This window comes from Actinocatenispora comari (assembly GCF_017312725.1).
GTDB lineage: Bacteria > Actinomycetota > Actinomycetes > Mycobacteriales > Micromonosporaceae > Actinocatenispora > Actinocatenispora comari.
On record NZ_BOPO01000007.1, the window covers coordinates 59,420 to 83,611 of the forward strand.

At 72.1% G+C, this 24,192-nt stretch carries 18 protein-coding genes and 1 pseudogene; 18 read left to right on the forward strand and 1 reads right to left on the reverse strand.

What is annotated here, in order from left to right:
- Window positions 1–106 precede the first annotated feature (106 nt).
- Both NUM_RS04195 and NUM_RS04200 read left to right on the forward strand, forming a co-directional pair.
- Window positions 107–1,180, forward strand: coding sequence for a trypsin-like serine peptidase (locus NUM_RS04195; RefSeq protein WP_207123209.1), 1,074 nt, complete (start codon window positions 107–109; stop codon window positions 1,178–1,180).
- Between the two features lie 252 nt (window positions 1,181–1,432).
- The gene (locus NUM_RS04200) at window positions 1,433–2,782 is read left to right on the forward strand and encodes a carbohydrate-binding protein (protein ID WP_207123210.1); all 1,350 of its coding nucleotides are present in this window, start codon (window positions 1,433–1,435) and stop codon (window positions 2,780–2,782) included.
- A 49-nt stretch (window positions 2,783–2,831) separates the two neighbouring features.
- Here NUM_RS04200 and NUM_RS04205 read toward each other — a convergent pair whose 3' ends face one another.
- The gene (locus tag NUM_RS04205) at window positions 2,832–3,488 is read right to left on the reverse strand and encodes a hypothetical protein (RefSeq protein WP_207123211.1); all 657 of its coding nucleotides are present in this window, start codon (window positions 3,486–3,488) and stop codon (window positions 2,832–2,834) included.
- Window positions 3,489–3,711: 223 nt separating this feature from the next.
- On the opposite strand from NUM_RS04205, the gene NUM_RS04210 reads away from it, so the two are divergent.
- From NUM_RS04210 to nuoH, 16 genes and pseudogenes are all read left to right on the forward strand, one after another.
- Window positions 3,712–4,629: an NAD(+)/NADH kinase gene (locus tag NUM_RS04210; protein WP_207123212.1), complete on the forward strand. Its 918-nt coding sequence runs from the start codon at window positions 3,712–3,714 to the stop codon at window positions 4,627–4,629.
- Between the two features lie 111 nt (window positions 4,630–4,740).
- Window positions 4,741–5,928 (forward strand): cyclic dehypoxanthinyl futalosine synthase, encoded by a 1,188-nt coding sequence (gene mqnC, locus NUM_RS04215; protein ID WP_207123213.1) that lies wholly within the window; start codon window positions 4,741–4,743, stop codon window positions 5,926–5,928.
- A gap of 122 nt (window positions 5,929–6,050) precedes the next feature.
- Window positions 6,051–7,928: a glycoside hydrolase family 15 protein gene (locus NUM_RS04220; protein WP_207123214.1), complete on the forward strand. Its 1,878-nt coding sequence runs from the start codon at window positions 6,051–6,053 to the stop codon at window positions 7,926–7,928.
- 327 nt (window positions 7,929–8,255) lie between these two features.
- A complete protein-coding gene (locus NUM_RS04225; RefSeq protein ID WP_207123215.1) occupies window positions 8,256–8,990 on the forward strand; it encodes a dienelactone hydrolase family protein in 735 nt (244 codons plus the stop codon).
- Window positions 8,991–9,338: 348 nt separating this feature from the next.
- Window positions 9,339–10,661 (forward strand): SGNH/GDSL hydrolase family protein, encoded by a 1,323-nt coding sequence (locus tag NUM_RS04230; protein WP_207123216.1) that lies wholly within the window; start codon window positions 9,339–9,341, stop codon window positions 10,659–10,661.
- 229 nt (window positions 10,662–10,890) lie between these two features.
- Window positions 10,891–12,144 (forward strand): SGNH/GDSL hydrolase family protein, encoded by a 1,254-nt coding sequence (locus NUM_RS04235; protein ID WP_207123217.1) that lies wholly within the window; start codon window positions 10,891–10,893, stop codon window positions 12,142–12,144.
- A gap of 206 nt (window positions 12,145–12,350) precedes the next feature.
- Complete coding sequence (locus NUM_RS04240) at window positions 12,351–13,058, forward strand: demethylmenaquinone methyltransferase (protein WP_370466922.1); 708 nt, start codon at window positions 12,351–12,353, stop codon at window positions 13,056–13,058.
- A gap of 388 nt (window positions 13,059–13,446) precedes the next feature.
- Entirely contained in the window at window positions 13,447–14,766 is a 1,320-nt protein-coding gene (locus NUM_RS04245; protein ID WP_207123267.1) for a geranylgeranyl reductase family protein, read from the forward strand.
- Window positions 14,767–14,901: 135 nt separating this feature from the next.
- Window positions 14,902–15,261, forward strand: a complete 360-nt coding sequence (locus NUM_RS04250) for an NADH-quinone oxidoreductase subunit A (protein ID WP_030446641.1) — start codon at window positions 14,902–14,904, stop codon at window positions 15,259–15,261.
- A gap of 14 nt (window positions 15,262–15,275) precedes the next feature.
- Window positions 15,276–15,959, forward strand: coding sequence for a NuoB/complex I 20 kDa subunit family protein (locus NUM_RS04255; RefSeq protein ID WP_030446642.1), 684 nt, complete (start codon window positions 15,276–15,278; stop codon window positions 15,957–15,959).
- 221 nt (window positions 15,960–16,180) lie between these two features.
- The gene (locus NUM_RS04260; protein ID WP_207123268.1) at window positions 16,181–16,846 is read left to right on the forward strand and encodes an NADH-quinone oxidoreductase subunit C; all 666 of its coding nucleotides are present in this window, start codon (window positions 16,181–16,183) and stop codon (window positions 16,844–16,846) included.
- On the forward strand, window positions 16,843–18,195 hold the full coding sequence (locus NUM_RS04265; RefSeq protein WP_207123218.1) for an NADH-quinone oxidoreductase subunit D: 1,353 nt from the start codon (window positions 16,843–16,845) through the stop codon (window positions 18,193–18,195). Before NUM_RS04260 ends, NUM_RS04265 begins: the two co-directional genes overlap by 4 nt.
- Window positions 18,195–18,884 (forward strand): annotated as a pseudogene (gene nuoE, locus NUM_RS04270) (NADH-quinone oxidoreductase subunit NuoE); the annotation flags it as partial. The gene NUM_RS04265 and the pseudogene nuoE, both read left to right, overlap by 1 nt.
- A 14-nt stretch (window positions 18,885–18,898) precedes the next feature.
- Window positions 18,899–20,212: an NADH-quinone oxidoreductase subunit NuoF gene (gene nuoF / locus NUM_RS04275; protein ID WP_207123220.1), complete on the forward strand. Its 1,314-nt coding sequence runs from the start codon at window positions 18,899–18,901 to the stop codon at window positions 20,210–20,212.
- Between the two features lies 1 nt (window position 20,213).
- Window positions 20,214–22,808, forward strand: coding sequence for an NADH-quinone oxidoreductase subunit G (locus tag NUM_RS04280; RefSeq protein WP_207123221.1), 2,595 nt, complete (start codon window positions 20,214–20,216; stop codon window positions 22,806–22,808).
- Window positions 22,805–24,190 (forward strand): NADH-quinone oxidoreductase subunit NuoH, encoded by a 1,386-nt coding sequence (nuoH, locus tag NUM_RS04285; protein ID WP_225918320.1) that lies wholly within the window; start codon window positions 22,805–22,807, stop codon window positions 24,188–24,190. The genes NUM_RS04280 and nuoH overlap by 4 nt, the downstream gene beginning before the upstream one ends.
- Window positions 24,191–24,192 lie beyond the last annotated feature (2 nt).

Genomic DNA, 24,192 nt, shown 5'->3' on the forward strand with positions numbered 1-24,192 from the left:
GCGGCGGCAACCGCTTTCCGGCGGTTATCGGGGTGTTGACAGGATTTGTCCGATGCGCCTTACTGGATGACATCGTTGTCACCACACCCCCTCGAAGGTGATCGACATGAGACAGATCCCCCGCCTCCTGCTCGCCGTCGGCCTCGCCGCCGCCGCGGTGGCGCCCGCCACGACCGTCGCGCACGCTGCCCCGCCCGCCGGGCCGACCACCTCGGTTCGGCAGCACTCGGCGCAGATCGACGTGGCCGACCAGCGGGCCGCGCGCGCGTTCTGGACCCCGGCCCGCCTCGCCGCGGCCGTCGACCTGGACGCGCTGCCCACCTCGGGTGCCGCCCGAGATGCCATGCCTGCCCCGGGCATCGGCCGGGACGCGCTGCCCACCGCCGCCTCGCCCGGCCGTACCGGAACGCGACCCGCGGCCACCGGCACCCCGTCCGCGGTACCCCCGGCGTTGCCGGCCACCGGGGCGCCGGCGACCGGTGGGGTACGTCCGCAGGCCACCTCGCCGCAGCACTGGACCGGCGGCGGGCTCGTCTCCAGTACCGCCGGGAAGGTCTTCTTCTCCAACTCGTCCGGCACGTACGCCTGCTCCGGCGACGCGGTCAACAGCGGCAACAAGTCGATCGTCGCCACCGCCGGGCACTGCGTGGTCGACGCGAACACCGGTGAGGTGTACCAGAACTGGGTGTTCATCCCCGGTTACGACCACGGCAACCGTCCACATGGGACGTTCACGGCCAGCTCGCTGCACTGGATGTCGCAGCGCATCGGCGACCCCGATCCCACCTGGGACGCCGCGTTCGCCACGATGAGCCCGCTGAACGGCACGAAGCTCGTGGACGCGGTCGGCGGCGAGGGCATCGGCTTCGACCAGGCCCCCGGTCAGTACGTCTACTCGTTCGGTTACGGCGGCTCCGACGCCGAGGGCAACGGCGAGCAGCTCAACTGGTGCGCCGGTACCGAGTTCTTCGAGAGCGGACACCCCGGCGGCGGCATCTGGGGCATCGACTGCGTGCAGACCGGCGGCTCGTCCGGCGGTCCGTTCCTGCAGAACTTCGACACCTCGACCGGTATCGGTACCCAGATCGGCAACATCAGCGTCAGTAGCGGCGACAACGAGTGGCATCCGTACTACGGGTCCGAGGCGCACGCCGCCTACAACGCCGCCGACGCGGCCTGACCGCCACGCCGCCGACGCGGCCTGACCGCCACGCCGCCGACGCGGCCTGACCGCCACGCCGCCGACGCGGCGACGGCGCCGCCCGCGGGGCGGTCCGACCGCCGCCCGATCACCCGGTCGTGCGGCGGCCCGGGCGGTGCGGCCGGCGGTCGGGTCGGGGCGGGGCTGGCGGGTTGCCGCCACCCGATTACGTTTAAGAATCTTTACTGTTAATCTCACGGCCTGTCCACTCCGTACCGGTTTGGAGAAGCCATGAGAGCTCGACGTTCGGTGATCGTCGTGGTGCTCGGCGCGGCCCTGGTGCTGGCCGCGGCGTTGTTGGTGGGATCGGCGGGCGGCCCGGCGATGGCCGACACCCCGCAGCTGGCCTGTCCGGCGGCGACCTGGTCGGAGGGCACCGCGTACGCGGTCGGTGACCAGGTGAGCTACCACGGCCGGGCGTACCGGGCGCTGGTCGCGCACACCGCGCCCGCCGGCGCCGGGTGGAACCCGGCCGCGACCCCGTCGCTGTGGACCGACCTCGGCCCCTGCGACGGCACGAGCAGCCCCTCGCCGACCGGTACCGCGTCCCCGTCGCCGACCGGCAGCACGTCACCCACCGCGGCACCGACCCCGACGTCGCCCACCCCGACGCCCACCACCGGTACCGAGACCTGCCCGGTGAAGTCGCGGCCGGCCGGCCGGGTGCTCCAGGGGTACTGGGAGAACTGGGACGGCGCGGTCAACGGTGTGCACCCGCCGATGGGCTGGATCCCGATCACCGACTCGCGGATCGGCGCGCACGGCTACAACGTGCTCAACGCGGCGTTCCCGGTGATCCAGTCGGATGGCACGGTGCTGTGGCAGGACGGCATGGACTCGACCGTCAAGGTCCCGACGCCGGCGGAGATGTGCGCGGCGAAGGCGTCCGGCGCGACGATCCTGATGTCGATCGGCGGCGCGGCCGCCGGCATCGACCTGGGCTCCGCGCAGGTGGCGGACCGGTTCGTCGACACGATCGTGCCGATCCTCAAGCAGTACAACTTCGACGGCATCGACATCGACATCGAGACCGGCCTGACCGGCAGCGGCGACATCGACACGCTGTCCACCTCGCAGGCGAACCTGGAGCGCATCATCGACGGGATCCTGGCGCAGATGCCCGCCAACTTCGGGCTCACCATGGCGCCGGAGACCGCGTACGTCACCGGTGGCAGCGTCACCTACGGCTCGATCTGGGGCGCGTACCTGCCGATCGTCAAGAAGTACGTGGACAACGGCCGGTTGTGGTGGCTCAACATGCAGTACTACAACGGCAGCATGTACGGCTGCTCCGGCGACTCGTACCAGGCGGGCACGGTCGAGGGCTTCACCAAGCAGACCGACTGCCTGAACGCCGGGCTCACCGTGCAGGGCACCACGATCCGCGTCCCGTACGACAAGCAGGTGCCGGGACTGCCCGCGCAGCCGGGCGCGGGCGGCGGGTACATGTCACCGTCGCTGGTCTCCTCGGCGTGGCAGGCAGACAGCTCGCTGAAGGGCCTGATGACCTGGTCGATCAACTGGGACGGCGCGAAGGGCTGGACCTTCGGCGACAACGTCAAGGCGATCGAGGGCCGCTGACCCGGCCGCGGGCACGACCGCCCGACGTGCGCCCTTTCTGCCAGACCTCTCAGGACGTCGGTACCGGCGGCAGCGGTGTGGCGTGCACCCGGAACCCGCCGTCCAGGACCGGCGCAAACGGTGCGGGCGCCAGGCAGGTACCGGCCGACGGCTGGATCGGGTTGCCCGCGTCGTCGGTGTCGACGTTGACGATGTCCCAGGAGAAGCCCATCCGGTCCGGTACCCGGCCGCGCCCGTCGGTGACGCTGAACCCGCGGCGGGTGCCGACCCAGTCCGACACCTGCGGATCGGCGCGGGTGATCACCGCGGTGAACGTGGCGGTCCGGCCGCCTGTGACGAGGCAGTCGACCCGCCCCTCGGCGGTCACGGTGACGTTCTGCGCGGCCACGTGGTGCGAGATCCGCACCGTACCGGTCGCGTCGGTCGGCAGGCCGCCCGGCAGCCCGGGCATCGGCCGGCTGAACGGCTTCGCCGTGGCGTCGAACGCGAACCGGATGGTGTCGTTCGGTGAGTACGCGTAGAAGACCCGTGCCGAGCCGTCCACGCTGGCCGGCTGCCGGTCGTGCGTCGCACGGTGCCGGTCCGGCGCCGCGTCCGGGTGCGCGGGCGCGGCGCCCGCCGCGCCCGCCGACACCAGACCCGCCGCCAGTGCGGCGGCGACGGTCACGCCGATCGCGGTACGCAGTCGAGTTCCGTTGCGGTGCATGGAGACTCCCGAAGATCTCGTGATGGTTGGGGGCGGTTCGAGCATGTCCGACGGCACCGGTTCGCGCCTCCCGCTGCGGAGGGGGCGCCGGCTCCTGCCTCCCGCCGCGGAGGGCACCGCCGCTCCCTCCCGGGTGGGAGCCCGCGCGGCGCCGTCGCCGGAGCTTTCCGGCACCCCGGCCGGTCCCGCGCACGATCCGGGCCCGGTGTGGTGAGCTGAGCAGATGGCGAAGGTGGAAACGCTCGGACTGGTGCTGCACCCCACCCGGGACGTGACGTCGGTGGTGTCGGCGGTCCTCGGCTGGTCGGCCGACCATGGCGTCGCGGTACGGGTCGGCGCCGCGGACGCCGACCGCGCCGCCGGTGCGCGGGCGGTACCGGAAGACGAACTCGCCGGCAGCGACGCGATCCTCAGCATCGGCGGCGACGGAACGATGCTCGGCGCGCTGCGGCTGGTGTCCGACGACCCCCGACCGGTACTCGGGGTCAACATGGGCAAGCTCGGCTTCCTCGTCGAGATCGAACCGCCGGAGCTCGTCACCGCGCTGGACCGGCTCGCGGCCGGTGACGTGACCCTCGAACATCACAGCTGCCTGCGCGTCACCTCCGGGGACTCCTCCCGGATGGCGTTCAACGACCTGGCGCTGTCCCGCCGCCCCGGTGACGGCACGGTCAACGCGATCCTCACCATCGACGACCAGCAGTACGGGTACTTCCGGGCCGACGCGGTGATCATGGCCACGGCGACCGGCTCCACCGCGCACAGCTACTCGGCCGGCGGGCCGCTGCTGTCCCCGGTGACCGACGCGGTGGTGATCACCCCGGTCGCGCCGATGTCCGGGATCAGCCGTCCGCTGGTGCTCGGCGCCGGCGAGCGGGTCGAGTTCTCCCTGCTCTCCGACGTGGGGAGGCCGGTGATCGAGGCAGACGGCCAGGTGCTGGGCGAGCTGGAACCCGGCCGGACGGTACGGGCCGAGCTGCGCCGGGACGCCGGCCTGGTGGTGCGGCTGGACGTCCGCCGGCACCGGCAGCGCAGCCAGGCGAAGCTGAGCCTGCTCGACCTGCCGTTGCTGCCCGACCAGCTGCGCGAACTGCTGCCCCCGCAGGTCCGGGACCAGCTGGCGCGCCGCGAGTCACCGTGACCGTCGCCCCGCGTACCGCCCGTTCGGGCCGTCGTGACGGGCCGTGGGCGGGGGCGTGATCCGCGCCCCGGTGCAGCGGTGACCGGTGCGGCGACGCGTACCCTCGGGGTCGTGACTGAGCACCGGGAGATCGACGAGATTCTGCAGCGTGCGGCGGACGGCGGGCGGATCACGCCCGAGGAGGCGCTGCTGCTCTACACCGACGCGCCGTTCCACGCGCTGGGCTCGGCGGCCGACACCGTGCGGCGCCGGCGCTACCCGGACGACATCGTCACGTACATCATCGAGCGCAACATCAACTACACGAACGTCTGCCTCACCGCGTGCAAGTTCTGCGCGTTCTACCGGGCGCCGAAGCACGCCGAGGGCTGGGTGCGCAGCCTCGACGACATCCTGGCCCGCTGCGCCGAGACCGTGGAGCTGGGCGGCACCCAGATCATGTTCCAGGGCGGCCACCACCCGGACTTCGGCGTGGAGTACTACGAGGAGCACTTCGCCGCGATCAAGAAGCACTACCCGCAGCTGGTGATCCACTCGCTCGGGGCCAGCGAGATCGTGCACATGGCGAAGATCTCCGGGGTGTCCACCGAGGAGGCGCTGCGCCGCATCCACGCCGCCGGGCTCGACTCGCTCGCCGGCGCCGGCGCGGAGATCCTTCCGGCCCGGCCGCGTACCGCGATCGCGCCGCTCAAGGAGTCCGGCGAGCGGTGGCTCGAGGTGATGGAGCAGGCGCACCGGCAGGGCATCGAGTCGACCGTGACCATGCTGATGGGTACCGGGGAGACGAACGCGGAGCGGATCGAGCACCTGCGGATGATCCGGGAGGTACAGGACCGGACCGGTGGTTTCCGGTCGTTCATCCCGTACACGTACCAGCCGGAGAACAACCACCTGAAGGGCCGCACCCAGGCGACCAACCTGGAATACCTGCGGCTGCTCGCGGTGGCCCGGCTGTTCCTGGACAACGTGCCGCACCTGCAGTCGTCCTGGCTGACCACCGGCAAGGACGTCGGCCAGCTGTCGCTGCACATGGGCGTCGACGACCTCGGCTCGATCATGCTGGAGGAGAACGTCATCTCCTCCGCCGGCGCCCGGCACCGCTCCAACCTGCTGCAACTGGTGTGGATGATCCGCGACGCGGACCGGATCCCGGCCCAGCGCGACACGCTGTACCGGCACCTGCGGGTGCACCGCACCCCGGCGGACGACCCGACCGACGAGCGGGTGCACTCGCACGTCTCGTCGATCGCGCTGGACCCGGGCGAGCGCACCAGCCTCGACCTCGCCGACGCCACCTGATCCACCGTCCACAGGGTTGTCCACAGGCGTTGTCCACAGGTTGGGCGGCGTCCTTCCCAGATCGCCGATCCGTCGCTAGGTTTCCTCCTGCCCGTGCTGTCCGTGCCCGGAAGGTGGAAACGATGGCTGCTGGCTGGCGACGTCGTGAGGTCGTGTCCGGGCTTGCCGCGGCCCTGGTGACGGTGGGGTCCGGGGTCGTGGTGGGGTCCGGGGTGGCCCATGCCGCCGGCGGGCACGACCGGCAGCTCGCGTACGACGCGGCGCTCTACCTGATCGGCGCCCCCGACCACGCCGGCGCGCAGGAGTTCGACACCGACGCCGGCGAGCTGACCTCGGTCAGCGTGTTCCTGGTCAGCAACGCCTCGGTCGGCTCCGTCGACGTCTCGGTGCGCACCGCGGTGGACGATCCGGGCAGTGCCGTCGGCGCCGGCCACGTCGACCTCGCCGAGCTCGGCGGTTCCGGCATGGGCTGGGTGCGCGTGCCGGTGTCCGCCACCGTCGCCGCCGGGCAGACCTACTACCTGGTCGTTTCGGTGTCCGGTGCGGACGACAAGGTCGTCTGGCAGGGCACCCGGTCCGCCGCCGGTGGCGCGCTGCCCAGCTGGAACTACGACGAGCCGTACTGGGGCGGCTGGCACCGGGAGACCGGCCGGCACCTGGCGTTCGGCGTGAACGACGCGGTCGACTGCGCCGCCGACAACACCTGCTACAAGCACTTGCCGGCGAGCGAGTTGTCGGTCACCACCGCCGGCCTGCTCGGCAACGCCGACCACGTGGTCGCGCTCAGCCCGCTGGAAGCGGCCGGCGCGTCGTACGTGCCGGGCAGCTCCGTGCTGCGGCTGCCGGACGGCCGGCTGCGCTACCTGCCGACCGGCGCCACCGCCCCGGCCACCGTGCCCGCGAACGATCCCGGTGCCGCGGCGGCGATCCGGGAGAGCCGGGCCTGGCTCGCCGCCGGTACGGTGCCGGGCCGCACCCCGCAGCAGCGCGAGATGTCCGCCCGCGCGCTGCTCGACATGCGGCTGCTGACCCAGCGCAACGGTGCCGTCGCCGCCGCGTGGTACGGCGCCTGGACCTACTCCTGGCCGCGCGACTCCAGCTTCGTCGCCGCCGCGCTGCTGCGCACCGGGCACCTCGCCGAGGCGTACCGGATCCTGGCCTTCGACGCGGCCACCCAGCGGGCCGACGGCACCTGGGAGGCGCGTACCACGCTGGACGGCGCCGGCCCGCCGGACGGCCGGCAGTGGCAGCTGGACGCGAACGGCTGGGTGCCGTGGGCGGTCTGGCAGTGGCTGCGCGCCGGCGGCGACCCGCACCGCACGAAGGCGCTCTACCCGGCCGTGGGCAAGGCGGCCGATTACGCCGCGGCCAGCCTGGACGCGAACGGCCTGCCGCCGGCGAGCCCCGACTACTGGGAGATCGGTACCGACGCGCCCAACCTCGGCACCGCGGCGCCGCTGCTCGCCGGGCTGCGCGCGGCGACCGACCTGGCGCGCCGGTTCGGTCAGGCCGGCGACGCCCGGCGCTGGCAGCGCGCCGCCGACCGGCTGACCGACGGCATCGCGGCCACCTTCGGCCGCAACGGCTACCAGCGCACGGTCACCGACGGCAGCGGCGCCGACTCGGCGATCGCGTTCCTCGCCCCGCCGTTCTCGATCGCCCCGGCCGGGCTGGGCCCGGCCCTGCAACACAGCTTCGACCTGCTGCGCCGGCCCAACGGCGGCGTCGTACCGGGCGAGTCGTGGACCGGTGCGACCACCTGGACGCCGGAGACGATGTTCTTCGCGCTGGCCTGGGCCAGCACCGGGGAGCGGGCCAGGGCCGCCGACCTGGTCGACTGGCTGGCCGACCACCGCACCGGGCTCGGCGCGTTCCCGGAGCAGCTGACCGCCGCCGGCTACCCGGCCTCGGTCGCCCCGTTGGCCTGGACCGACTCGCTCGCCGTGCTCACCCTGGCCCAGCTGGACGGCCACCGCATGCCGGTCCCGCCGCACCGCTGACGCGCCACCCGGCCCCGCATGCCGGTCCCGCCACCGCGGACGCGCCATCGGGCCCCCACGCCAGTCCCGCCGCACCGCTGACGCGGCGGGCCGGACCGCTCGGCCGGGATGTGGGCGAGCACCGGTTGCCGCGGTCGGTGGGTTAGGTTGTGCCGATGACTACCGGGACGGCGTCACGCCACGCACGGATCGGTGACCCGGTGCCGTTCTGAGCGCCGGCCGGGCCGGCGCCGGCCCGCCGTTCGATCCGGGATCCCGCGCGGCCGCGCGGGCTCCGCCTCCGTCGTGTTGATCACGGGCTCACCATCAACCACGACAGGAGAATCCATGCCCAGCACGATGTTGCAGATTCCCACCGAGGACGGCGTGGCCGACGCGTTCGCCGCCGTCCCCGACCACGGCGGGCCGCACCCGGGGGTGCTGATGTACCCGGACGGCTTCGGCATCCGGCCGGTGGTGCGCGAGCTGGCCGGCGAGCTGGCCGGTCACGGGTACCACGTGCTCGTGCCCCACTTCCTCTACCGGCACGGCCCGACCCCGGTGATCGACCTGCCCGAGCACATCGATGCGGATGCGCGGGCTCGGGTCATGGGGCAGCTGATGCCGTTGCTCGGTACGCACACCGCTGACCGCTCGCGCCGGGACGCCGCCGCCTACCTCGCGTTCCTCACCGCGCAGCCCGGGGTCGCCGCCGGCCCGGTCGCCGTCACGGGGTACTGCATCGGGGGACTGCTGGCGATGCGCACCGCGGCGGCGCACCCGGACCGGGTGGCGGCGGTGGCCGCGTTCCACGGCCCGGTGGGTGCCGACGGGCCCGACCTGTTCGCGCCGCTCACCGCCGAGGTGCTGCTCGGCCACGCCGAGAGCGACCTGACCCCGGACGCGCTGGACGAGCTCAACGGGGCGCTGGGCGCTGCGGGCGTCAGCTACGTCTCCGAGATCTACCCCGGTACCGTCCACGGCTTCACGATGTCGGACACCGACGCCTTCAGCGCCAGCGGGCTGCGCCGCCACTGGGACCGCCTGATCCCGTTCCTGCACCGCACCGTCGGCACCGGCTGACCCGGCCGGCGCGGCCCCCACCCGGCCGAGGACCGGCGCAGCCCGTGACGCCGGCGGCCGAAGCGGGCCACCATGCGGGCGGCCGAAGCGGGCCGCGGACGCCGGCGGTCGAAGCGGGCCACCATGCGGGCGGCCGAAGCGGGCCGCGGACGCCTACGGCCGAAGCGGGCCACCATGCCGGCGGTCGATGCGGGCCGCGGACGCCGGCGGCCGATGCGGGCCGAGGACGCCGAGGGTCGCGGTCCCGGCACGCCGGTAGCTGGCCTCTCGATCTGGACATCGGACCGCCGGCAGGACAGTATCGGGCGGTGTCGGCGAAGTTCGCGTAGCGGGCGAAGGAGGACGGCCGTGGCTGGACGGTTCGCGTTACGGGCGGCGGCGGGCGCGGCGGTGCTCGCGGTGGCCGTCGTCGTCCCGGCGGTACCGGCGGCCGCGCAGGACGCCGCGGGTGCGCCGGGCGGCGCGGCGGGGCAGCGCGGCCCGGCGCGACTCGCCGTGCAGGCCGGGCCGGGCGCCGTGACCAGGCACTGGGTGACCGGGTGGGCGGCGAGCTCGACCACGGCAGCGAAGGACGCCAGCGGCTGCCCGGCGTTCAGCGGGCTGCACGACCAGACCGTCCGTACCGTGACCACGGTCTCGGCCGGCGGCAACGAGGTGCGGATCGACGTGACGAACCGGTTCGGCACCGCGCCGTTGCACGTCGGCCGGGCCACCGTCGCGGTACGCGGCGCGACCGCCGACGCGGTGCCGGGCACGATGCGCCGGCTCACCTTCCACGGCCACGGTGCGGTGACCGTGCCGGCCGGCGCCAGCCTGCGCAGCGATCCGGTGCGCCTGGCGGTGCCGGCGCTGCAGCAGCTGGCGGTCAGCGTGTACCTGCCGGACGCGACCGGGCCGGTCACGCAGCACCCGTGGGGTCGGCAGGGCGCGTACCTCGCCAGCGGTGATCGGGCCGGCGACCCGGCGGCCACCGGGTACCAGGTGCTGAGCTGCTCGATGTTCACCGACCGGGTCGAGGTGCGGGCGACCGGGCGGGTCACCGGCACCGTGGTGACGCTGGGCGACTCGATCACCGACGGCACCACCTCGGTGCGCGGCACCATCTTCAGCTGGCCGGACGAGCTGGCGCAGCGGCTGTCCGGCCGGGCCGGTCGGACGCTGTCCGTGGCCAACGCCGGGATCAGCGGCAACGAGGTCCTCGTCGACCGGGTCCCGGTCCAGTACGGCGAGAGCGCGCTGCACCGGCTGGACCGGGACGTGTTCGGCGTGACCGGGGTGCGCACGATGATCCTGCTGGAGGGGATCAACGACATCGGCGCGGACAGCGCGTCCGCGGCGGAGCTGATCGCCGCGGACCGGCGCATCATCGCGGCCGCGCACGCCCGCGGCATCCGGGTCGTCGGCGCCACGCTGACCCCGTTCGTCGGCTCGAACGCGAAGTTCGGCGGCGACTACGGCACCGCGTACGGGGATGCGCAGCGGCGCGCGCTCAACGACTGGATCCGTACCGGCGGGGCGTTCGACGCGGTCGTCGACTTCGACCGGGTGGTCGCCGACCCGGCCGACCCGAGCCGGATGCTGCCGGCGTACGACAGCGGCGACCACCTGCACCCGGGCGTCGCCGGCTACCAGGCGATGGGCGACGCCGTCGACCTCTCCCTGCTGACCTGACGGACGCTGGCGTCCGGTCGGCAGCGGGGCGCGCTCGCCGCGCGCCGTGCCGTCCGGGCGCTGCGCGCCGTGCCGTCCGGGCTCCGCGCGCCGTGCCGTCCGGGCGCCGCGCGCCGGGGCCGCCGGGGGGCCGGTCGGTCCCGAATGCCGGCATGGATCTGGACAAGGCGTGTTCACAACGACATGATCCCTTGTTATCGATATCGGAAGATAACGAGAGGATCCCGTCGTGCTGCGAAGAACTGCGATCCGTACCCTGCTCGGAACCCTGGCCGTGGTCCCCGCCGTGCTGGCCCCGATCGCGGTGGCCGCGCCGGCGAACGCCGGGCCCCGACCGCACTGGGTGGCGGCCTGGGAGGCGAGTTCGACCCAGGCGTCGACCGACGCGGCCGACTGCCCCGCCCATACCGGGCTGACCGACCAGACCGTGCGCGACGTGCTGACCGCCGCCACCGGCGGCGACCGGGTCCGGATCCGGCTGACCAACGTGTTCGGCACGACGCCGTTGCACGTCGGGCGGGCCACCCTCGCGCTGCGCGGTGCCGGCGCCGACACCGTGCCCGGCACGACCCGGGGCGTCACCTTCCACGGGCGGCGCGCGGTGACGATCCCGGCCGGCGAGCGGATCGTCAGCGACCCGGTCCGGCTGTCCGTACCGGCGCTGCACCAGCTGGCGGTCAGCGTCTACCTGCCCGACGCTACCGGCCCGGCCACCCAGCACCCGCGCGGCCTGCAGGACAGCTACCTCGGCGCGGGCGACGCCACGTCGGCCGGTGCCGGCGGGTACGACACGACGATCGACTGTTCGCTGTTCCTCGACGCGGTGGACGTGACCGCCGCGCACCGGGTCGCCGGTACCGTCGTCACGCTCGGCGACTCGATCACCGACGGCACCGCGTCCACCCGCAACACCGACAGTCGCTGGCCGAACGGCCTGGCCCGCCGGCTCGACGCCCGACCCGGCCGCACCCTGTCGGTGGCGAACGCCGGCATCAGCGGCAACGAGATCCTCCAGGACCGGGTACCGGTGCGGTACGGGCCGAGCGCGCTGCACCGGCTGGACCGCGACGTGTTCGAGGTGGCCGGGGTGCGTGACGTGATCGTGCTGGAGGGCATCAACGACATCGGTGCGGCGTCCGCCACCGCCGAGCAGCTGATCGCCGGGGACGAGCAGTTGATCGCCCGCGCGCACGCGCACGGGGTGCGGATCATCGGCGCCACGCTGACGCCGTTCGGCGGCTCGAACGGGCAGTACGGCGGCGACTACGGGACCGCGTTCGGCGAGCAGCAGCGGCAGGCGCTCAACCAGTGGATCCGGACCAGCGGCGCGTTCGACGGGGTGATCGACTTCGACCGGGCCACCGCCGATCCGAGCGACCCGAGCCGGCTGCTGCCGGCGTACGACAGCGGTGACCACCTGCACCCGAGCGACGCCGGCTACCGGGCGATGGCGGACGCGATCGACCTGTCCCTGCTGCGCTGAGAGGCGGTCGGGGGGCCTTCGATCGGGCGAGCGGGTGGACGGGCCCGGCGCAGCCGATCGCGAGGTCCCCCGCAGCCCCTGCGGCCCGCCTGCCGGCGTCGACCGCGGGAGGGCACTCGGCACCGCCTTCGGTGACCGACCGCTCCGGGTACTCGATGTTCGACCGTCCGGCGCGGGTGCCGGTGCGGTCTGCGAGAGTGGTCGACGTGATCGAGTCTCCTGTGGGCCGGGCGGGCCTGGACAAGCAGCCGCACGAGGTGGCCGCGATGTTCGACGGCGTCGCCGACCGGTACGACCTGACCAACACCGTGATGACCTTCGGCATGGACCGGTGGTGGCGGCAGGCGACCCGGCGGGCGTTGCGGCTCGGGCCGGGCGACAGATGCCTCGACCTGGCGGCCGGGACCGGGGTGTCGACCGTCGAGCTGTCCCGGTCGGGCGCGACGGTGGTGGCGGCGGACTTCTCCCAGGGCATGCTGCGGACCGGCCGGCAGCGTGGCCGCTCGGTACCGATGGTGGCCGGTGACGCGATGGCGCTGCCGTTCGCCGACCACAGCTTCGACGCGGTGACCATCTCGTACGGGCTGCGCAACGTCGCCGACATCGACGCGGCGCTGGCCGAGATGGCCCGGGTGACCCGGTCGGGCGGCCGGCTGGTGGTGGCGGAGTTCAGCCACCCCACGTTCGCTCCGTTCCGGTTGGTGTACGAGGAGTACCTGATGGCGGCGTTGCCCCGGGTCGCCCGGCGGGTCTCGTCCAATCCGGATGCGTACGTCTATCTCGCCGAGTCGATCCGGGACTGGCCGGGGCAGGCGGAGCTCGCGCACCGGATCGGTACCGCGGGTTGGGGTCAGGTCGCGTGGCGCAATCTTCTGGACGGGATCGTGACGCTGCACCGCGCGGTCCGGCCGTGACGGACCGGATGTGACGCTGCATCGCGCGGTCCGGCCGTGACGGACCGGTGTGCGACGGTGCCGGCGCGGCCGGCGGACCGTACCCGTGTGCGGGGCGGCGTCCCGGTGATGACATGGTGAGGGGGAACCGCAGGTCGCATCGACGTGGATGCGCGGTCCGCGGTTCGTGGGGGCAGGGCGGCCGCGGGCTGCTCCGGGTCGAAGTTAGGTAGGCCTAACCGGCCGTGCTCCCGCTGTCCGTCCTAGACTCGGCATCGGCGCTCGTGAAAGTCTTCACAAGCGGCCCGATCGCCCCCATCGATCGTTCGTTTGAGAGGTCATCGTGACCGACGCCGGCAGTGCCCGCCACGAGGCGGCACCGGCCGCGACCGCGGCCGACGCCGCTGCCGTGACCGCAACCGTCGCCGAGGAGAAGCCGCTCGGCTCCGCCGAGGAGACCGGCGGCTCCGCCGACGTGATCGTCGTCGGCGCCGGCCCGGGCGGCTCGGCCGCCGCCTACTACCTGGCGCAGCACGGGCTCGACGTGCTCCAGCTGGAGAAGAGCGAGTTCCCCCGGGAGAAGGTCTGCGGCGACGGGATGACCCCCCGTTCGGTCAAGCAGCTGATCAAGATGGGCGTCGACATCGACGCGCCGGGCTGGGTGCGCAACCGCGGCCTGCGGGTCATCGGCGGCGGCATCAAGCTGCAGCTCGACTGGCCCGACCTGGCCAGCTACCCCGAGTTCGGGCTGACCCGGACCCGGCTCGACTTCGACGAGATCCTGTCCGCCCGGGCGGTCGGCGCCGGCGTGCGGCTGCGTACCTCGACCACCGTCACCGGGCCGATCACCAACACCGCCGGCCGGGTCGTCGGGGTCACCGCGACCGTCGGCAAGGACAAGAAGCCGGTCGAGTTCCGCGCCCCGCTGGTGATCGCCGCGGACGGGGTGTCCGGCCGGTTCGCGCTGTCGCTGGGCATCGCGAAGCGCGACGACCGGCCGATCGGCGTCGCGGTGCGGCGCTACTACGACAGCCCGTCCCGCACCAACGACGACTACCTGGAGTCCTGGCTGGAGCTGCGGGACGGCCGGGACAGCAGCAAGGACACCCTGCTGCCCGGGTACGGGTGGATCTTCGGTCTCGGTGACGGCCGGGTCAACGTCGGCCTCGGCGTGCTCAACTCGTCGGCCAGCTTCGGCCAGGCGAACTACCGCACCATGCTGACCGACTGGCTCGCCGGCACCCCGGACGAGTGGCAGCTCAACGACGAGCAGTACGCGACCGGGCCGGTGCGCGGCGCCGCGCTGCCGATGGGGTTCAACCGGGTGCCGCACTACACCCGCGGGGTGATGCTGATCGGCGACACCGCCGGCATGGTCAACCCGTTCAACGGCGAGGGCATCGCGTACGCGATGGAGTCCGGCGAGCTGGCCGCCGACGTCGCCGCGCAGGCGCTGTCCGCGCGGTCCGGCCCGGCCCGCGAGCGGATGCTCCGGTGGTACCCGCGCGAGCTGTCCCACCGGTACGGCGGCTACTACCGGCTGGGCGGCTGGTTCGTGAAGCTGATCGGCAACCCGGACGTGATGAAGCTCTGCACCCGGCACGGCATGCCGCACCCGATGCTGATGCGGTTCGTACTCAAACTGCTGGCAAATCTCACCGACCCTCGTGGGGGTGACGCGATGGACCGGATCATCAACACGCTGACCCGCGTCGCGCCCGCGGTGTAGGGCCGGATCGCGGGCCCGGCGCACCCCCGATAGCAGGGCGGACGCCGACCCGCAATAGGGTGAGTCGGTTTTGAAGAGATCGCAATAGGTGGACGTGCGCGCCCTCGCGGTGCGCCGGGAACTGGAGACAAGGCGATGTCGATCGCGCCGTACGTGCCGATTGCGGGGCTGTTCGTCCTCGGCGGCCTGTTCGCGCTCTTCTCCTGCACGATCGCGCCGTTCGTCGGCCCGAAGCGTTACAACCGGGCGAAGATGGAGGCCTACGAGTGCGGGATCGAGCCCGCTCCCGCGCCGACCGGCCGGTTCCCGGTCAAGTACTACATCACGGCGATGCTGTTCATCGTCTTCGACATCGAAATCATCTTCCTGTACCCGTGGGCCGTGTCGTACGACATGCTCGGCTTCTTCGGCTTCGTGGAGATGGTGCTGTTCATCGTCACGGTGTTCATCGCGTACGCCTACGTGTGGCGACGCGGTGGGCTGGACTGGGACTGAGGGGGCGTGACGACATGGGCCTAGAAGAGAACCTGCCCGGCATCCTGCTGGTCTCGGTCGAGAAGCTGGTGAACGTCGTACGCCGGTCGTCGATGTGGCCGGCGCAGTTCGGCCTGGCCTGCTGCGCGATCGAGATGATGACCACCGGCGCGGCCCGCTACGACACCGGCCGCTGGGGCATGGAGGTGTTCCGCGCCTCGCCGCGGCAGGCCGACCTGATGATCGTCGCCGGCCGGGTGAGCCAGAAGATGGCCCCGGTGCTGCGCCGCATCTACGACCAGATGGCCGACCCGAAATGGGTGCTGTCGATGGGCGTGTGCGCGAGCTCCGGCGGCATGTTCAACAACTACGCCATCGTGCAGGGTGTGGACCACGTCGTACCGGTGGACATGTACCTGCCGGGCTGCCCGCCGCGGCCGGAGATGCTGCTCGACGCGATCCTCAAGCTGCACGAGAAGATCATGCACGAGCCGCTGGGCGAGAAGCGCCGGCTGGAGCTGGCGGAGAAGGCGCTGACCGAGCCGGCGCCCGCGGTGCGGCCCGGCACGATGCCGTCGAGCTACCGGTACAACAAGGCGAAGCGCCGGCAGTGGACCGCCGCCGCGGCCGAGGGCCGCGAGGAGCAGCTGCGGATCGAGAACTGGATGCACGAGAACGACGACAAGGCGCCGGTGGCGCGCGACCGGTGGAAGGGATAGTCGTGGCCGACGAGAAGCTTCCGCATCCTGCGGAGGACAAGCCGTCCGCCGACGCCAAGCCCGCCGGCGAGCGGATGCCGCAGAGCACGGACGTGTCCGAGGGCCCGGCCGACGAGAAGGTCTACCCGGGCCACGCGGCGGCCGGCGAGCCGGATCCGTTGCCGGTCAAGCACCCGACCGACAGCATCGACCGGCTGCAGGCCACCGACGACCTGGACGAGATGGTCTCCGGTGGCGGCGCGCCGACCAGCAATCCGGTGCAGCACGGCATGTTCGGCGTGATCGGCTCCGGCGACACCTCCGGGATGGGCGGGCTGGTGCGCCGCCGCCCGACCGCGGCACCGGCGGAGCGGCCGTACGGGTCCTACTTCGACGAGACGGTCGACGCGCTCGCCGCGGCGTTCCCGCAGTTCGACGCCGCGGTCGAGGCGGTCACCGTGGACCGCGACGAGCTGACCATCCACATCCGGCCCGAGTTCATCGCGCAGGTCTGCCAGACCATGCGGGACGACCCGGCCCTGCGGTACGAGTTCTGCTCCGACGTGTCCGGCACCGACTACCTGGGTGAGGCGCGGCGGCTGCACGTCACGTACCACCTGCTGTCGATGACGTTCCGGCGCCGGGTGCGGCTGGAGGTCGCGGTGAGCGTCGACGACCCGCACGTGCCGTCGGTGACGAAGGTGTACCCGACCGCCGACTGGCAGGAGCGGGAGACCTACGACATGTACGGCGTGATCTTCGACGGCCATCCCAACCTGACCCGGATCCTGATGCCGGACGACTGGGAGGGCCACCCGCAGCGCAAGGACTACCCGCTGGGCGGGGTTCCGGTGGAGTACAAGGGCGCCGAGATCCCACCGCCGGACGAGCGGAGGCAGTACAAGTGACCGAGCATTCAACGTCGAGCCGGGCTTCGGCCAAGGACCCGTTCGCGGCGACCGCGCGGGACACCACCGAGGGCAAGGTCTACACCGTCACCGGCGGCGACTGGGACACCATCGTCGGCTCCGACGACCCGCTGCACCACGAGAAGCTGGTCATCAACATGGGCCCGCAGCACCCGTCCACGCACGGCGTGCTGCGGCTGGTGCTGGAGATGGAGGGGGAGACGGTCACCGACGTTCGTCCGGTGATCGGCTACCTGCACACCGGCATCGAGAAGAACATGGAGTACCGCACCTGGACGCAGGGCTCCACGTTCGTCACCCGCGCCGACTACCTGTCGCCGGTGGCCAACGAGACCGTGTACTGCCTGGCGGTCGAGAAGCTGCTCGGGGTCGAGATCACCGAGCGGGCCCGGCTGATCCGGGTGCTGATGCTGGAGCTCAACCGGATCGCCTCGCACCTGGTCTGGTTCGCCACCACCGGCATGGAGCTCGGCGCCACCACGATGATGATCATCGGGTTCCGTGAGCGCGAGATGATCCTGGAGATCTTCGAGCTGATCACCGGGCTGCGGATGAACATGGCGTACGTGCGGCCCGGCGGCGTCGCGCAGGACGTCACCCAGGACGCGATCGACGCGATCCGCGAGTTCCTCAAGGTGATGCCGAAGCGGCTCAAGCAGTACGAGAACCTGATGAACGGCCAGCCGGTGCTGCACGCCCGTACCAAGGGCGTCGCCTACCTGGACGTGTCGGGCTGTCTCGCGCTGGGCGTCACCGGCCCGGTGCTGCGCTCCGCCGGTCTGCCGTGGGACCTGCGCAAGACCATGCCCTACCTGGGCTACGACGAGTTCGACTTCGAGGTGCCGACCGAGACCACCTGCGACGTGTACGGGCGCTGGATGGTCCGGTGGCACGAGTGCCAGGAGTCGCTGAAGATCGTCCAGCAGGTGCTGGACCGGCTGGAGCCGGGCCCGGTGATGGTCGAGGACAAGAAGATCGCGTGGCCGGCGCAGCTCGCGATCGGTACCGACGGGATGGGCAACTCGCTGTCCCACGTCGCGAAGATCATGGGCCAGTCGATGGAGGCCCTGATCCACCACTTCAAGCTGGTCACCGAGGGCTTCCGGGTACCGGCCGGCCAGGTGTACACGTCGATCGAGTCGCCGCGCGGCGAGATCGGCTGCCACGCCGTGTCCGACGGCGGCACCCGGCCCTACCGCGTACACGTGCGCGAACCCAGCTTCGTGAACCTGCAGGCGCTGCCCGCGATCTCCGAGGGCGGCCTGCTCGCCGACGTGGTCGCCGGTGGCGCCTCTCTGGACCCGGTCATGGGTGGGGTTGATCGTTGATGTCGTACGAAGAGCTGGACACCGAGGAGAACCGGGGTCGCGCGGCCGAGATCAGGGCGCGCTTCCCGGAGGGGCGGGAGCGCTCCGCGCTGCTGCCGCTGCTGCATCTGGTGCAGTCGGTGGAAGGCAAGGTGACGCCGGACGGCATCCGGTTCTGCGCCGAGCAGCTCGGCATCACCCGGGCCCAGGTCGGCGCCGTGGCCACCTTCTACACCATGTACAAGCGTGGCCGGACCGGCAACCACCTGGTCAGCGTCTGCACCAACACGCTGTGCGGGATGATGGGCGGCGACAAGACCTACCAGGCGTTGTCGAAGCACCTCGGGGTGGGGCACGAGGAGACCACCGAGGACGGCACGATCACGCTGGAGCACGCCGAGTGCCTGGCCGCCTGCGACTACGCGCCGGTGCTGACCGTCGACTACGAGTTCTACAACAACGTCGACGAGGCCAAGGGGCTGGAGATCGTGCAGCGGCTGCAGGCCGGCGAGGTGCCGCACCCGGACCGGGGTGCGGAGCCGGCCGGGCTGGCCGGCATCGGCGAGCAGCTCGCCGGGTACGGCGACGGCCGGCCCGGTGCGGTCGCCGACAACGCGACCGGCGAGCCGACGCTGCGCGGCATCCGGCTGGCCGCCGACAACGACATCTCGGTGCCGGGCTTCGACCCGAACACACCGATCCCCTCGAAGGAGGGTAAGTAGGCATGAGCCCCTCTCCAGAGGTGTTGCAGAAGCTCACCCCGGTGCTCACCAAGCGCTGGCTGTCGCCGGACGCGTGGCGGATCAACACGTACGAGAAGCTCGACGGCTACCTGGGCCTGAAGAAGGCGCTGAAGTCGCACCCGGACGACCTGATCGCCCTGGTGAAGGACTCCGGCCTGCGTGGCCGCGGTGGCGCCGGCTTCCCGACCGGGCTGAAGTGGTCGTTCATCCCGCAGAACGACGGCAAGCCGCACTACCTGGTGGTCAACGCCGACGAGGGCGAGCCGGGTACCTGCAAGGACCTGCCGATGATGATGAACGATCCGCACGCGCTGATCGAGGGCATCGTCATCACCTGCTACGCGATCCGGGCCGAGCGGGCGTACATCTACATCCGCGGCGAGGCGGTGCACGCCGCGCGGCGGCTGCGGCACGCGGTCGCCGAGGCGTACGCGCGGGGCTACCTGGGCCGCAACATCCTCGGTACCGGCCTCAACGTGGAGCTGGTCGTGCACAGCGGCGCCGGCGCGTACATCTGCGGCGAGGAGACGGCGCTGCTGGACTCGCTGGAGGGCTTCCGCGGCCAGCCGCGGCTGAAGCCGCCGTTCCCGGCGACGCACGGGCTCTACTCGTCGCCGACCGTGGTGAACAACGTCGGCACCATCGCCTCGGTGCCGTACATCGTGCTCGGCGGCGTCGACTGGTGGCGCCAGATGGGTACCGAGAAGTCGTCCGGCCCGATGATCTACTCGCTGTCCGGCCGGGTCGTGAACCCGGGCCAGTACGAGTGCACGATGGGCATCACGCTGCGCGAGCTGCTGGAGCTGTGCGGCGGGATGCAGCCCGGCCACGAGCTGAAGTTCTGGACCCCGGGCGGCTCCTCGACGCCGCTGTTCACCGCCGAGCACCTGGACGTCCCGCTGGACTTCGACTCGGTGGCGGCGCAGGGCTCGATGCTGGGCACCACGGCGACGCAGATCTTCTCCGACCAGGACTGCCCGGTCTACGCCACGTACCGGTGGATCGAGTTCTACGCGCACGAGTCGTGCGGCAAGTGCACCCCCTGCCGGGAGGGCAACTACTGGATGGCGCGGATCCTGCGCCGCATCCTGTCCGGCGCGGGCACCTACGACGACCTCGACACCCTGCTGGACGCGTGCGACAACCTGCTCGGCCGGTCGTTCTGCGCGCTGGGCGACGGCGCCACCTCCCCGGTGACCTCGTCGATCAAGTACTTCAAGCAGGACTACCTGGACTACATCGAGGGGCGTAAGAAGCCGCTGCTCGACGCTCGCGAACTCGTGGGAGCGCACTGACATGACCGTCACGCAGCAGAAGGACGGCGAGATCGTCGAGACGGTCACGCTCACCATCGACGGCATCGAGACCACCGTGCCCAAGGGCACCCTGGTGATCCGGGCCGCCGAGGCGCTGGGCATCGCGATCCCGCGGTTCTGCGACCACCCGCTGCTCGACCCGGCCGGCGCCTGCCGGCAGTGCCTGGTCGAGGTGGAGGGCCAGCGCAAGCCGATGACCTCCTGCACCACCACCTGCACCGACGGCATGGTGGTGAAGACGCAGTTGACCTCTCCGGTGGCCAGGAAGGCCCAGGAGGGGATCATGGAGTTCCTGCTGATCAACCACCCGCTGGACTGCCCGATCTGCGACAAGGGCGGCGAGTGCCCGCTGCAGAACCAGGCGATGTCCAACGGCCGGTCGGACTCCCGGTTCGTGGAGGAGAAGCGGAAGTACCCGACGCCGCTCGCGATCTCCACCCAGGTGCTGCTCGACCGGGAGCGTTGCGTGCTGTGCCAGCGCTGCACCCGGTTCTCCGAGGAGATCGCCGGCGACCCGTTCATCGACCTGATGGAGCGCGGCGCCGCCGAGCAGATCGGCGTCTTCTCCGACACGCCGTACCTCGAGGGCGACCACGCCGCGACGAACACCTCCGGCGACCCGTTCAACTCGTACTACTCCGGCAACACCATCCAGATCTGCCCGGTCGGCGCGCTGACCGGCTCGGACTACCGGTTCCACTCCCGGCCGTTCGACCTGGTGAGCACGCCGTCGATCAACGAGCACGACGCCGGCGGCGACGCGATCCGGGTCGACCACCGGCGCGGCAGCGTGATGCGCCGGCTGTCCGGTGAGGACAGCGCGGTCAATGAGGAGTGGATCAGCGACAAGACCCGGTTCGCCTTCCGGTACGCCAACGGCAGCGACCGGCTGGTCTACCCGCGGGTCCGGGACGAGGACGGCACGCTGCGCGAGACCAGCTGGTCCGAGGCGCTGCTGGTGGCGGCCGAGGGGCTCGCCGCCGCCCGGGACAACGGCGGGGTCGGGGTGCTGACCGGCGGCCGGGTCACCGTCGAGGACGCCTACGCGTACGCGAAGTTCGCCCGGGTGGCGCTTGCCACCAACGACGTGGACTTCCGGGTGCGACCGCACTCGGCCGAGGAGACCGCGTTCCTGGCCGACTACGCGGCCGGGGTCAGCCCGAACAACGGCGGCGTGACCTACACCGACGTCGAGCAGGCGCCGGCGGTGCTGCTGGTCGGCCTGGAGGCCGAGGAGGAGGCGCCGTCGCTGTTCCTGCGGCTGCGCAAGGGAAACCGCAAGCACGGCCTGCGCCTGTTCTCGGTGCAGCCGTTCGCGAGCCCGGGCGTGACCAAGGCGAACGGCACCCTGCTGCCGGTCGTACCGGGCGGCGAGGCGGAGCTGCTGACCGCGCTGGCCGGCGACGCGATCGGGCCGTCCGCGGAGGCCGAGCAGGCCCGTTCCGCGGTGCGTACCGACGGGGCGATCATCCTGGTCGGCGAGCGGCTGGCGGCGGTGCCCGGCGGGCTGTCCGCGGCGGCGCTGCTGGCCGACACCACCGGCGCCCGGCTGGCCTGGGTGCCGCGCCGGGCCGGTGACCGCGGCGCGGTGGACGCCGGCTGCCTGCCGACGCTGCTGCCGGGCGCGCGGCCGGTCTCGGATCTGAGCGGCCGGGTCGAGCTCGCCTCGTACTGGGGGGTCGACTCGCTGCCGTCCGCGCCGGGCCGCGACACCGCGGAGATGCTGGTCGCGGCGGCCACCGGGCAGCTGGCCGGGCTGGTCGTCGGCGGCGTCGACCCGGGCGACCTGCCCGACCCGGCCGCCGCCGAGCAGGCGATGGAGGCGGTCGGCTTCCTGGTCTCGCTGGAACTGCGGGACGGCTGGGTGCCGCAGCACGCGAACGTGGTGTTGCCGGTGGCGCCGGTCGTCGAGAAGGCCGGTTCGTTCCTGAACTGGGAGGGCCGGCTGCGGATCTTCGACACGGTGCTGTCCACCGGCGCGATGACCGACGCCCGGGTGCTGAACTCGATCGCCGACGAGATGGGCATCGCCCTCGGCACCGGCGACCCGCGGCGGATCCGGGCCGAGCTGGCCGGGCTGCCGGCGCACGAGGTGCGGCCGACGCCGCCGAGCTACCCGGCCGCCGAGCTGCCGAAGCCCGACGCCGGGCAGGCCGTGCTGGCCAGCTGGCACCACCTGCTCGACCTGGGCAGCCTGCAGGACAACGCGGAGTTCCTGGCCGGTACGGCCCGGCCCGCGGTGGTGCGGCTGTCCGCGGCGACCGCGGCGGAGATCGGCGCGCAGGACGGCGCGCAGGTCACCGTCTCGACCGAGCGCGGCGCGATCACGCTGCCGCTGCGGATCAGCGCGATGCCCGACCGGGTGGTGTGGCTGCCGACGAACTCGGCCGGCAGCACCGTCCGCCGCACCCTCGGCACCGACGCGGGCGCGGTGGTGTCGATCCGTACCGACGGCGGTGCCCGGCAGGCCGGCGACGGCGCGGGGCACGGCACCGGTGACGGCGCGGGGCACAGTACCGCCGACGGCGCAGGGCACGGAGCCCGGCACGCGCAGTCCACAGAGGAGGACCAGTGAACACCTCCGGCCTCGTACGGCTGGCCGAGGCGGGGCAGCCCGCTGGGTTCGGGCACGACGTCTGGTGGATCGTCCTGATCAAGGTCGTCGCCGCGTTCGTGCTGCTGTTGCTGCTGACCCTGTTCGCGGTCGTGTTCGAGCGCAAGGTGATCGGCGCGTTCCAGGTGCGTCCCGGGCCGAACCGGAAGGCGCGCGGCTTCGGCTGGCTGCAGTCGCTGTTCGACGGGTTGAAGCTGGCGTTCAAGGAAGAGATCATTCCCGCGCTGGCCGACAAGCCGGTCTACTTCATCGCGCCGGTCATCTCCGGCGCGGTCGCGTTCATCTCGTTCGCGGTGATCCCGATCGGCGCGCAGGTCAGCCTGTTCGGGCACACGACCATGCTGCAGGTCGGCGACGTGCCGGTGGCGGTACTGGTGGTGCTCGCCGCGTCGTCGATGGCGGTGTACGGCACGGTGCTCGCCGGCTGGGCCTCCGGCACCAGCTGGCCGCTGCTCGGCGGGATGCGCGCCGCGGCGCAGATGATCTCGTACGAGGTCGCGATGGGGCTGTCGATGGTCGCGGTGTTCATGACCGCGCACTCGATGTCCACCTCGGAGATCGTCAACGGCCAGATCAAGACCTGGTACTTCATCCCGCTGCTGCCGAGCTTCATCATCTACTTCATCTCGGCGCTCGGTGAGGGCAACCGGACCCCGTTCGACCTGCCGGAAGGCGAGTCGGAGCTGACCGGTGGCTACCTCACCGAGTACTCGTCGTTCAAGTTCGCGATGTTCTACCTGGCCGAGTACATCGCGATGGTGACGATCTCCGCGCTGTGCGTGACGCTGTTCTTCGGTGGCTGGCGCGCCCCGTGGCCGATCTCGCTGTGGGACGGCGCGAACTCCGGCTGGATCACCATCGTCTGGTTCCTGGCCAAGACGATCATCTTCATGGGCGTACTGGTGTGGATCCGGGCGACGCTGCCCCGGGTGCGCTACGACCAGCTGATGTCGCTGGGCTGGAAGGTCCTCATGCCGGTCAACCTGGTGTGGATCCTGATCCTCGCCGGGCTGCGGCTGACCGCACGCAACTACGACCAGACCCGCTGGCTGGTGCTGGCCGGGATCGTGGTCACGTTGCTGCTGCTGGTGCTGCTCTGGCCGGAGAAGGAGAAGGACGAGAAGACCCAGGCCAAACGCAGGGTCGACACCGGCGTCGGCGGGTATCCGACCCCACCGGTCGACCTGGTCGTGCCGCCGAACCCGCACCTCAAGCGGATCGAGGCACAGCGCGAGGCGGCCACCGTCGGCGCGCCCAGCGGTACCAGCGAATCGCCCGGTGCGGCCGGCGGCAGTGGCTCGGCCGGTACGGGCTCGGCCGGTACGTCCGGCAAGGAGGAATGAGT

Excerpts from the sequence above, each read along its gene's own strand:
- NUM_RS04195 (WP_207123209.1), top strand. The coding sequence starts at position 107 with ATGAGACAGATCCCCCGCCTCCTGCTCGCCGTCGGCCTCGCCGCCGCC.
- NUM_RS04200 (WP_207123210.1), top strand. The coding sequence starts at position 1,433 with ATGAGAGCTCGACGTTCGGTGATCGTCGTGGTGCTCGGCGCGGCCCTG.
- NUM_RS04205 (WP_207123211.1), bottom strand. The coding sequence starts at position 3,488 with ATGCACCGCAACGGAACTCGACTGCGTACCGCGATCGGCGTGACCGTC.
- NUM_RS04210 (WP_207123212.1), top strand. The coding sequence starts at position 3,712 with ATGGCGAAGGTGGAAACGCTCGGACTGGTGCTGCACCCCACCCGGGAC.
- NUM_RS04220 (WP_207123214.1), top strand. The coding sequence starts at position 6,051 with ATGGCTGCTGGCTGGCGACGTCGTGAGGTCGTGTCCGGGCTTGCCGCG.
- NUM_RS04225 (WP_207123215.1), top strand. The coding sequence starts at position 8,256 with ATGCCCAGCACGATGTTGCAGATTCCCACCGAGGACGGCGTGGCCGAC.
- NUM_RS04250 (WP_030446641.1), top strand. The coding sequence starts at position 14,902 with ATGTCGATCGCGCCGTACGTGCCGATTGCGGGGCTGTTCGTCCTCGGC.
- NUM_RS04255 (WP_030446642.1), top strand. The coding sequence starts at position 15,276 with ATGGGCCTAGAAGAGAACCTGCCCGGCATCCTGCTGGTCTCGGTCGAG.
- NUM_RS04260 (WP_207123268.1), top strand. The coding sequence starts at position 16,181 with ATGGTCTCCGGTGGCGGCGCGCCGACCAGCAATCCGGTGCAGCACGGC.
- nuoF (WP_207123220.1), top strand. The coding sequence starts at position 18,899 with ATGAGCCCCTCTCCAGAGGTGTTGCAGAAGCTCACCCCGGTGCTCACC.
- NUM_RS04280 (WP_207123221.1), top strand. The coding sequence starts at position 20,214 with ATGACCGTCACGCAGCAGAAGGACGGCGAGATCGTCGAGACGGTCACG.